This is a genomic window from Nocardiopsis listeri, assembly GCF_020741345.1.
Classification (GTDB): Bacteria; Actinomycetota; Actinomycetes; order Streptosporangiales; family Streptosporangiaceae; genus Nocardiopsis; species Nocardiopsis listeri_A.
In genome coordinates, this window is sequence record NZ_DYZD01000166.1 from 1 (window position 1) to 9416 (window position 9416).

Consider the following 9416-nt stretch of genomic DNA (forward strand, 5'->3'; position numbering starts at 1 on the left):
TAATCGCGTCATGCGCTCCTCCGACTCCGCCAGGTGCGCGGTGCGGATCGCCCGCCGCTCCGCCGGGTCCGGACGGTCCAGGACCTCGCGGATCCGAGCCAGGCTCATCCCGGCCCGCTGGGCGCGCAGCACCACCGCGACACGGCACCGGTGCTCCTCGGTGTGGCGCCGACGCCCGCCCTCGCGCCGGGCGGGGACGAGCACACCCACCTCCTCCCAGTGCCGCAGCACGTGTGGGGCCAACCCGTACCCGGACGCCAGGTCGCCGATGGACAGCTCGATCCGTCGCTTCTCCCTTGACCTGATGTCCACATGAGGTTCCAGACCGGTTCCGATGTCAAGGGGGTCGACATGGACGAACGGACCAGGCGGGTACGCGGTGATGGGAACCGCGTCGCGAACATGTACGACCGAGGGGAACGGCTCCAACGTCTCCTTCTCGGAAGGACCCGGGAACGGTTGTGCGCGCGGGCGTACGGCCGCGTGTTGGAGGTGGCGATCGGCAGCGGCCACAACCTGCCGTACCACCGAGAGGGGATCGAACTCACCGGGGTCGACCTCAGCCCGGAGATGCTCGCCCGCGCCCTTGACCGGGCCACCTGGTCGGGGCTTGGAGCGACCCTGACCGAAGGAGACGCCCAGGATCTGCGGTTCGCCGACTCCACCTTCGACACCGTGGTCTGCGCCCTGGCGTTCTGCGTCATCCCGGACCAACGGCGTGCCCTGGAACAAGATGGGACGGGTACCGCGTCCCGGCGGGCTGCTCCTGCTCGTCGACCACATCGAGTACACCCGCCGGCCCATGCGCCAGCGAGAGGGGCGGAAGGCGAACCCGCGCGGTCTGCCGAGGGCGATCACCCAGGAGGTGGGGTTCACGGTCCAGGAGTACGGCCGATCCGTCCTCGGCCTCGTCGAACACGTGGTCGCCCGCGGCCCGGACCGGGAAGGGCGCGGCGGTGCGGCGGGACAACTCCCCGGGCCGGTGTGAAAGTGGGGGGATGGCTACTCACGGTGAACTTCGGGACTTCTGGGAGCACCGCCTGGAAGGGGACTGGACCGAGAGCGGGGTGGGCTACCGCGCCCTGGGGCGGCCCTTCAACAGCTGGATGTACCGGGTGCGGGAGGAGGTGTTCCTCCGTGAGGTGACGCGGCTGGCGCCGCGCGGGGCGCGCGTTCTCGACGCGGGCAGCGGAACCGGCTTCTACGTGGACCTGTGGGATCGGCTCGGGGCCGGCACGGTCACCGGCTGTGACATGGCCCATGCCGCGGTGGAACGTCTGCGCGGACGCTTCCCCCAACACCGCTTCGTCCGCCAGGACGTGTCCGATCTGGACGCCTTCGAGGACGCGAGCTTCGACGCCGCCTCGTGCATGGACGTGCTCTTCCACATCACCGACGACGATCGCTACGCGGCGGCCTTCGGAAGCCTCGGTCGGGTCGTGCGCCCCGGCGGCGCGCTCATCATCTCCGAGAACTGCCTGCAACGGCCCGAACAGCGCGGGGAACACCAGGTCAACCGCACTCTGGAGACCATCACCTCGCTCGCCGACGAGGCCGGGTTCGACGTGGTCCGGCGGGTGCCCATGCTCGTGCTGATGAACGCCCAGGTCGACGCCGCACTGCCCTGGCGCAAGGTCTGGGGCGGGTTCCTGCGGGCCGTCACCATCACCGCGTTCACCGGCGGGTTGGCCGGATCCCTGCTCTACCGGGTGGACCGCCGGCTGGTCCGAGGCCGACGGGAGGGCCCGACCACCGAACTGCTCGTGCTGCGCAGGCGCGAACGAAGTCGACCCGGGTGAGGCGGTTCGTCCGAGCTCCGGCGTGCACGGACGGATACGGTTGTGCCACGACCCGTGCCGGGAGGCGCCCAGCCGCGGCCCCGGCGAACGGCCTGTTCCGGGAGGCGACCGTATGCTGAGACGTTCGACCGTCATGACCTGGGTTCGGCGAGGTCTCCTGGGGCTCCTCGCCACCCAGATCGCCGTGGTCGCGACCCTTGTCGGGATCGACCATTGGCGAAAGAAGGTGCGCCCGCACCGGGTGAACTTTCCCCGTACCGAACCCACGTCGCTGCCGGTCGGGGACAACACCACGACCGTCTACACCTATGGTGCCGACCTGTTCGAGGACATGCTCGAAGCCATCCGCGGTGCTCGCCGCCGGATTCTCCTGGAGTCCTTCATCATCAAGTCCGACGCCGTCGGACAGGAGTTCAAGGCCGCACTGATCGAGGCCTCCGAACGCGGTGTGGAGGTCTTCGTCATCTACGACGGTTTCGCGAACCTGGTGGTGCCCCGTAGGTTCTTCGACTTCCCACCCTCGGTCCGGGTCCTGCGCTACCCGGCTTTCCGGCCCGGAGTGCTGCTGCTGAACGTGCGCAAGTCCGGTCGGGACCACCGCAAGATCCTCAGCGTCGACGGCGAGGTCGGTTTCGTCGGCGGGTTCAACATCGGCTCCACCTACGCGATGGAGTGGCGCGACACCCACCTGCGGGTGAAGGGCCCGGCGGCGTGGGGGCTGGAGAACGCCTTCGTCGACTTCTGGAACGGCAACAAGGCCTCGCACGAACCCGAACTCCACGGGTTGGGCGTGGCCGAGTGGGACCCCCGCCTCCGCGTCCACCGCAACGTTCCCGAGCAGCTCATCTTCCCGATCCGGGCGATGCTCCTGGAGGCGGTGGACCGGGCCAAGGACCGGGTGATCTTCACCCAGGCGTACTTCATCCCCGACCAGGAACTGGCCAACGTGCTCGTCGAGGCGGCCGGACGGGGGGTGGACGTCAACGTTCTCGTCCCGGAGAACTCCAACCACGTCGTCGCGGACTGGATGGCGCGGGGCCGCTACTCCGAACTGCTCCGTGGAGGGGTGCGGCTGTGGCTCTACCAGGGCACGATGGTGCACGCCAAGACCGCCACCGTGGACGGTAGGTGGAGCACCATCGGCACAGCCAACGTGGACCGGCTCAGCCTCACCGGCAACTACGAGATCAACATGGAGATCTTCGACGAGGGTGTGGCCGAGCACCTGGAACGGGTCTTCGACGTCGACCTCGCCAACGCCCGCGAACTGACCGAGGAGGAGTGGCGTGGCCGCCCCTTCATGGCCAAGTTCAGCGAGATCGTCCTGGCCCCCTGGCGCGGCTTCCTCTGAGGGCGCGGGGGCGTGGTGACCGTCGGCGTCCCGAGGCCGGCTGTTAGGTTCGCCGTGTTCATCTGAGACCGGCACAGGGAAGTTCCGCCATGGAATTCGATTTCGACGACCCCTCGCTCAAAGCGGCACTGGCCCTGCACGAGGGACAGGAACGTCAGGGGCCGGGGTCGAGGGCCACCACAGAACTGCTGCTCGACCTGGCGGCACCGCTGCCGGAGCGGCCGCGCGTCCTCGACCTGGGCAGCGGTACCGGGGCGGCCACCCTGGTACTCGCCCGGATCGAGGGTGCACGGGTCACGGCGGTGGACGTCTACACACCGTTCCTGGAGCAGTTGCGCGCCGCCGCCGAGACCGAGGGGGTGGCCGACCGCGTCGACGTGCGTCATGGGTCGATGGCGGACCTGGACGACCTGCCGGACGGCTCCTTCGACCTGATCTGGAGCGAGGGGGCGGCCTACAACATCGGTTTCGGCGCCGCCCTGGCCTCCTGGCGCCGGTTGCTCTCCCCCGAGGGAGTCCTGGTGGTGACCGAGTGCGGGTGGATCACCGACGAACCCTCGGCGGAGGCCCGGGCGTACTGGGACGCCGCCTATCCGTTGCGGAGCACCGGTGAGAACGTCGACCAGGCCACCGCCGCCGGGTACACGGTGACGGCGACCTACCTGCTGCCTGCGAGCGACTGGGTGGAGACCTACTACGCTCCGCTGGACCGTCGCGCCGAGCAGACCGACCCCGACGACCCGCACGCCGCGGCCGCCGCCGAGGACCTGCGTCGGGAGTACCGGTTGTACCGCGAGCACGGACACGAGTACGGCTACGTGGGGTACGTGCTGCGGCCGCGCTAGGCGGTGTTCTGCGGGGTCAGTCCTCCGGGGAGAACCGGGGGAACCTGCGGGGGAAGAACACCTCGGGCTCCGCGCGACGTGGCCGTGGCCCACCCCAGTGCTGCGGCCCCGGGTGGGGGTCCCTGCTGAGGGCGGACGCGATCGCCGAGGGCGACCCGCCTCGCTGCCGCCCTCGCGACCGACCGTTCTCCCGCTCGGTGTCGCGTTCGGTCTCGTCGTCACCGCTCGCCACCCGGCTCACCCCCGTTCGCCCTGGATCACGCGTGTCCGGCCTGGTCGGCCGGGTCTCCATGATCGAGGTCGGAGCCTCGGTAGGCCCGCCCCGACACGACGTGGACGGTCAATTCCGTCCAGGGTCCTCCCGAGAAAGGGGTCTTCGGGGAACGGAAGCGTCCGGAAGGTCGTGCTTCGGGGCGAAGCGCCACCGAGTGTGCTGTCCGCGACACTTGTGGGGACTTGATCGTCTGTAGGGGGAACCATGGGGGAGCAAAAAAGCGTGGGCGCCGTCCTCGGTGGAGGACGGCGCCCACGCCGTGTGCGGCGGCCCCGGCAGGATTCGAACCTGCGGCACCCGCTTTAGGAGAGCAGTGCTCTATCCCCTGAGCTACGGAGCCATGGTTTTGACGGAGGTTGCCCCGTCGCGGGGTCAAGCCTAACTCAGGATGGGCGTGCATGGGATGCCGATTGATGTTCCGGCGGCGCCGCGGGAGCACGCTGTGTGCGTGGCGGAGTACGCTGACCTACGATTGGTTGTCCTGGTGACGGTGTGATGTTGTTCATGTCGCGTGTCGCGATTATGGCGACTTGAGCGTTACGGTCACTGTGGGTTGATGGATGCGAACTCCATCGGTGACCCGATGACCAGGACTTCCGCCGGGGGTCGAGTGGGACGCCCCGCAGGGGAGCGGCTCGCTGTCCGCGGCCGTGGCCGCCGGATGGAACTGTCCAGTGTGTCCGCATGTGGACATGTAGTACGTTGCCATGCGGCCACGAGTAGATGTTCGAGGAAAAGCAGCCGGAGGATCATTCGTGCCGTTCAATTCTGATTCGGCGCGGCGCAGGTTCCGCGTGTCGGGTGGCGGGGCACTGACCGCCCTGAGCCCGTCGCAGCGGGTCCGGATGACGCAGGCGCTGACGCTCGTTCTGGTCACCGCGCTGCTCGTCGTCCCGGTGCCGCAAGCCGCACTGGCACCCGCCTCCGCAGAGGCCGACCTCGAGGACCTGAGGAACAACGCCGAAGAGGCGGCTCAGGAGCTGGAGGACGCCACCGACGAGTACGTCGAGCGTCAGGAGGCCGTGGAAGCGGCTCAGGAGGACCTGGTCGGAACGCTGCACGACCTGCAGCAGATCGAGGTCGACCTCGGCGAGATGCGCGAACCGCTCGCCCAACTGGCCAGCACCATGTACCAGCAGCCCGAGGCGGGCGTACTCGGCATCCTCGCCACCGGTGACCTCGACGAGGACCTGCAGACCCAGTCCTACGCCGCCAAGCTGTCCGAGGACAACCAAGCGCTCATCCAGGACGCCACGGACCTGCGCGAGGAACAGGTCGGGTTGGCCGGCGAGGCACAGGAACTGCAGACCTTCACCCAGTTGGAACAGGCGGAACTCGCCGCCCAGGTGGAGGATCTGCGCGCCCAGTCCGAGGAGAGCACCAACGCGCTCACCGACGAGCTGGAGTCGCGCGGTCTGGACCCCGACACCTTCATGGCCGCCTCGGAGTGCGACGCCTCGGCGGGTTCCAAGGCGGACGGCTACCCCAACGGGCTGCTGCCGAAGGAGTCCCTCTGTGAGATGTACGACGGGCACTTCCTGAGAGCGGACGCCGCCAAGTCCTTCCTCGAACTCAACATGAAGCACGTCGAGGAGTACGGCGAGAACATCTGCATCACCAGTTCCTACCGTGACCTGCCCAACCAACACCGTGTGTACGGCGAGGTCGCACCCGGTTTCGCCGCGGTCCCGGGCACGAGTAACCACGGTCTGGGACAGGCGATCGACCTGGGTTGCGGTATCCAGAACTTCCGTTCCGAGAAATGGAACTGGATGGAGGCGAACGGAGGCGACTTCGGCTGGATCCACCCGGCCTGGGCCAAGTCCAGTCCGTTCGAGCCCTGGCACTGGGAGTACGAGGGCTGATCGGCCCGCACACGCGTAGGGGATGCGCGGTGGGTCAGACCGTGGTCTCCGGGGTCGTCGTGGCCTCCGGGGTGACCTCACTGGTGCAGTGGGCGCACTTGCTGGCCTTCTTGTCGATGTCGGAGAAGCAGTGCGGGCACTCGCGGGTGGTGGCCTCCTCCGCCTTGATGAACTTCTCCATGAGCTTGCTGAGCGGCAGCACCACGAGGAAGTACAGGATCGCCGCGGTCATCAGGAAGGAGATGAGGGCGTCGATGAAGGCGCCGTAGAGGAACCGGCTGTCGTTGATCTCGAAGTAGAGGTCACCGAAGGTGGGAACACCTCCGAAGATGCCGAGCAGCGGGGTGATGAACCCTTCGGTGAACGTCGTGATGAGACTGGCGAAGACGGAGCCGATGACTACCGCGACGGCCAGCTGCACCAGGTTTCCCTGGAGCAGGAACTTCTTGAAGCCTTCCATGGGGTACTGCCCTACGTGTTCGGAGTCGGTCGGAAAAAGCGCCGCAGGCCGGCGCCTCGGATAGCTTTCACCAGCTCCGGACATGGGTCAACCGCGGATGATGACGGAGAGTCGCGAAACGGTCGCATGTCCGGCCAGCGCGCGAGCCTCCTCCGCGGTGGCGGCGATGAGGATCAGCGCACCGCCCTCACCGGTGACGGCGTCCTCCGCCGGTACGTCGAGCACCGGACGGTCGCCGACCACCTCGATGGCGGGTCCCGCACGGGCGGGTGGGCCGCCGAGTTCGTCCATGGAGTGGGCGGCCAGTACGTCGACCCTGCTGCCGGCGGTGAGAAGGGCCACCGCTCCGGGGTCGGAGACCCGGACCGGTACCGCCACCATGTCGGTGCCGTAGGGGGCCGCGGGTGGGTCGCCCAGGCGGGCGTCGGTCAGCACCTCGCCCGCGCGCACGGGTGCGTTCGGCACGAGGCCGGTGGGTGGGTCCTCGGGGGAGAGGGCGCCTTCGGGGAGCAACCGGTCCGGCACGGTCCGACCGGCGAGGTCGGCCTCGGTCACCGGTCCGGTGGCGTCCAGGTCGTGGGCGGCGACCAGTACCTCCGTGGCGGGTTCGGGAGGGGGCCGCAGGACCATGACGGCACCGATCGCCGCGAAGGCGGCCAGGAGGGCGGCCACGGCGCGCCGGTACCGGTCCAGGAGGCGCAGGAGCCCACGTCGGTGGCGGTAGGGGGTGGTGGTCATGCCTTCAACGCTAGAACGGCGGAAGGGGCCCGAACCGGTTATCCACAGGCCGGATCCCCCCGATAGTCCACCGAGTCACGGAACGTTCGATCGGCCCCTGCCACCGACGTGCGGCGGCCCCGCACGCGAAAGCGCCGCCGGAGGGCCCCGGCGGCGCGGACAGGTCAACGGAAGGGGCGACTCAGCTCTTGCCGGTGCTCGCGGTGGTGGTGCTGCCGGCGCTCTTGCCGCCGTTCGAGGAGTCGCCGCCGGAGGAGGCGCTCTTGGCGGTGGAGTCACCGGACTTGGCGGAGTCCCCGGAGCCGGAGGACTTGGAGTCCTTGCTCTCGGCGGAGCCCGAACCGGTCATGGCCGAGCTGTTGGAGGTGCTCGAGCTGCTGTCGGTACGGTAGAAACCGGAGCCCTTGAAGACGATCCCCACGGCCGAGTACACCTTGCGCAGGCGTCCCTCGCACTCGGGGCAGACCGTCAGCGAGTCATCGCTGAAACTCTGCACGACCTCCATCTGGGCGTCGCACTCGGTGCACGCATACTGATACGTAGGCACTGTTCCGGGTCCTCCTTGCTGGCACTCTCACCCGTTGACTGCTGAATAGTACGCGTTCGCCGACCACGGCCGCGACCGCCCCTCATCCGGAGGGGTCACCGAGGGGGAGGGGCACCGCAGGGGACAACGCTCCGGTGTGACCGCTTAATCCCCGTTCAGCCCCCGGCCGACCCCGGCCCGGACCCGCTCCGGCCACGGCCCCCGACCGGCCAGACCGTGGCTGCGGGGTCGAACACGTGCAGTCCGCCGTTGGGGGTGACCACCCCGTCCACGGGCCGATCGTGGGGTTCGGAGGGCAGCTTCGTGACGAACTCCTCGTCGTGGACCACCGCGATCGCCGGGGTGTGCGGGCCCTTGTGCGCCAGGGCGCGGTCGTAGCAGCCCGCCCCTCGCCCCATGCGCACGCCGTGACGGTCCACCGCCAGGGCCGGGCAGATCACCGCGTCCGCGCGGCCCAGTACCTCGGGCCCGTAGCGGTCTCCGGTGGGTTCGACCAGCCCGTGCCCGGCCGGAGAGAGGGAGTCGGGGCCGTCGAAGGACGCCCAGTCCAGGGTGTGGTCCGGAAGGAGGATCGGTAGTAGGACGTACGCGCCGCGCTTCCACAACGCGTGCACGAGCCCGCGGGTGTCGGGTTCACCGCCGACCGAGTAGTAGCAGGCCACGGTTCCGCCCATGGCCGGCCAGGGCAGGTCCATCAGGGCGTCGCGGACCTTCGATCCCACCCGGTCGCGCTCCTTCGGTCCTCGCGTCCGACGTTCGGCGAGGAGGCGCTCGCGCAGCGCGCGCTTGTCGGCCCGCTCGTGGCCGTTCGGATCACCCATGCGCCCCAGTGTGGCATCGCCGTCCCGCACGGCCCGGGGCGCCCGTAGGCCCACCCGGGTGAACTCCGGGTGGCGTTTTCTCCGCCTTCTCCCGAAAGGACGGGGACTTCTCGTCGCCACGTCCGTGGGCCGAGCACGGGAACGGCTCGCTCTGCCCTAAAGTGCCTGACCATGAGCGCCGACAACGACCAGACGCGTCCCTCGAGCCCCTCCGTGACCAAGGCGGTCGTCCCCGCGGCGGGTCTGGGCACCCGCTTTCTGCCCGCGACCAAGGCCACTCCCAAGGAGATGCTGCCGATCGTGGACAAACCCGCGATCCAGTACGTCGTCGAGGAGGCGGTGGAGTCGGGTCTCCACGACGTCCTCATGATCACCGGGCGCAGCAAACGTTCCATCGAGGACCACTTCGACCGCGCCTACGAGCTGGAGCTCGCCCTCGAGGCCAAGGGCGACGTGGAGCGGCTCCGTTCGGTCCGTGAGTCCAGCGACCTCGCCCAGGTCCACTACGTCCGTCAGGGTGAGCCCCGCGGGCTCGGACACGCCGTGTTGTGCGCGGAGGCGCACGTGGGCGACAACCCCTTCGCCGTGCTGCTGGGCGACGACCTCATCGAGACCGCCGACCTGCTGCGCCGGATGATCGAGGTACGTCGCGAACACGGGGGCAGCGTCGTGGCGCTCATGGAGGTCGAGCCCGAGCAGGTCTCCCTCTACGGCTG

Annotated in this window: 12 protein-coding genes, 1 tRNA gene and 1 pseudogene; 7 read left to right on the forward strand and 7 right to left on the reverse strand. The window is 69.0% G+C overall.

Translation table 11 applies throughout. The features are described from left to right. On the reverse strand, positions 1-312 hold a 312-nt coding region (locus K8V84_RS09350; RefSeq protein ID WP_304073097.1), incomplete at its 3' end, for a MerR family transcriptional regulator. 90 nt (positions 313-402) lie between these two features. On the opposite strand from K8V84_RS09350, the pseudogene K8V84_RS25840 reads away from it, so the two are divergent. The 5 genes and pseudogenes from K8V84_RS25840 to K8V84_RS09370 form a co-directional block, all read left to right on the forward strand. Continuing rightward, positions 403-672, forward strand: a pseudogene (locus K8V84_RS25840) (class I SAM-dependent methyltransferase); the annotation flags it as partial. 46 nt (positions 673-718) lie between these two features. Next, a complete protein-coding gene (locus K8V84_RS25845; protein WP_369696616.1) occupies positions 719-988 on the forward strand; it encodes a hypothetical protein in 270 nt (89 codons plus the stop codon). 10 nt (positions 989-998) lie between these two features. Next, positions 999-1799, forward strand: a complete 801-nt coding sequence (locus K8V84_RS09360) for a class I SAM-dependent methyltransferase (RefSeq protein WP_304073100.1) — start codon at positions 999-1001, stop codon at positions 1797-1799. A 112-nt stretch (positions 1800-1911) separates the two neighbouring features. Continuing rightward, positions 1912-3150 carry a phosphatidylserine/phosphatidylglycerophosphate/cardiolipin synthase family protein gene (locus K8V84_RS09365; RefSeq protein ID WP_304073103.1) on the forward strand — a complete coding sequence of 413 codons (1239 nt, stop codon included), beginning with the start codon at positions 1912-1914 and terminating at the stop codon, positions 3148-3150. An 89-nt stretch (positions 3151-3239) separates the two neighbouring features. Beyond that, positions 3240-3995, forward strand: coding sequence for a class I SAM-dependent methyltransferase (locus tag K8V84_RS09370; RefSeq protein WP_304073106.1), 756 nt, complete (start codon positions 3240-3242; stop codon positions 3993-3995). A 16-nt stretch (positions 3996-4011) separates the two neighbouring features. On the opposite strand, the gene K8V84_RS09375 is transcribed toward K8V84_RS09370, so the two are convergent. Both K8V84_RS09375 and K8V84_RS09380 read right to left on the reverse strand, forming a co-directional pair. Next, a complete protein-coding gene (locus K8V84_RS09375; protein WP_304073109.1) occupies positions 4012-4227 on the reverse strand; it encodes a calcium-binding protein in 216 nt (71 codons plus the stop codon). A 309-nt stretch (positions 4228-4536) separates the two neighbouring features. Next, a tRNA-Arg gene (locus tag K8V84_RS09380) sits at positions 4537-4609 on the reverse strand. A gap of 415 nt (positions 4610-5024) precedes the next feature. Between K8V84_RS09380 and K8V84_RS09385 the strand changes: the two genes are divergently transcribed. Then, on the forward strand, positions 5025-6134 hold the full coding sequence (locus K8V84_RS09385) for a D-alanyl-D-alanine carboxypeptidase family protein (protein WP_304073111.1): 1110 nt from the start codon (positions 5025-5027) through the stop codon (positions 6132-6134). A 34-nt stretch (positions 6135-6168) separates the two neighbouring features. On the opposite strand, the gene mscL is transcribed toward K8V84_RS09385, so the two are convergent. The 4 genes from mscL to K8V84_RS09405 all read right to left on the reverse strand — a co-directional run bounded on the left by mscL (position 6169) and on the right by K8V84_RS09405 (position 8700). Continuing rightward, complete coding sequence (gene mscL / locus K8V84_RS09390; protein WP_304073114.1) at positions 6169-6594, reverse strand: large conductance mechanosensitive channel protein MscL; 426 nt, start codon at positions 6592-6594, stop codon at positions 6169-6171. A gap of 87 nt (positions 6595-6681) precedes the next feature. Next, positions 6682-7332: an SAF domain-containing protein gene (locus K8V84_RS09395; protein WP_304073117.1), complete on the reverse strand. Its 651-nt coding sequence runs from the start codon at positions 7330-7332 to the stop codon at positions 6682-6684. Positions 7333-7513: 181 nt separating this feature from the next. Continuing rightward, positions 7514-7879: an FmdB family zinc ribbon protein gene (locus K8V84_RS09400; protein ID WP_304073120.1), complete on the reverse strand. Its 366-nt coding sequence runs from the start codon at positions 7877-7879 to the stop codon at positions 7514-7516. 155 nt (positions 7880-8034) lie between these two features. Further along, on the reverse strand, positions 8035-8700 hold the full coding sequence (locus K8V84_RS09405) for a 5-formyltetrahydrofolate cyclo-ligase (protein ID WP_304073123.1): 666 nt from the start codon (positions 8698-8700) through the stop codon (positions 8035-8037). A gap of 171 nt (positions 8701-8871) precedes the next feature. On the opposite strand from K8V84_RS09405, the gene K8V84_RS09410 reads away from it, so the two are divergent. Further along, on the forward strand, positions 8872-9416 hold a 545-nt coding region (locus K8V84_RS09410; protein ID WP_304073126.1), incomplete at its 3' end, for a UTP--glucose-1-phosphate uridylyltransferase.

Excerpts from the sequence above, each read along its gene's own strand:
- K8V84_RS09360 (WP_304073100.1), top strand. The coding sequence starts at position 999 with ATGGCTACTCACGGTGAACTTCGGGACTTCTGGGAGCACCGCCTGGAA.
- K8V84_RS09405 (WP_304073123.1), bottom strand. The coding sequence starts at position 8,700 with ATGGGTGATCCGAACGGCCACGAGCGGGCCGACAAGCGCGCGCTGCGC.
- K8V84_RS09370 (WP_304073106.1), top strand. The coding sequence starts at position 3,240 with ATGGAATTCGATTTCGACGACCCCTCGCTCAAAGCGGCACTGGCCCTG.
- mscL (WP_304073114.1), bottom strand. The coding sequence starts at position 6,594 with ATGGAAGGCTTCAAGAAGTTCCTGCTCCAGGGAAACCTGGTGCAGCTG.
- K8V84_RS09395 (WP_304073117.1), bottom strand. The coding sequence starts at position 7,332 with ATGACCACCACCCCCTACCGCCACCGACGTGGGCTCCTGCGCCTCCTG.
- K8V84_RS09365 (WP_304073103.1), top strand. The coding sequence starts at position 1,912 with ATGCTGAGACGTTCGACCGTCATGACCTGGGTTCGGCGAGGTCTCCTG.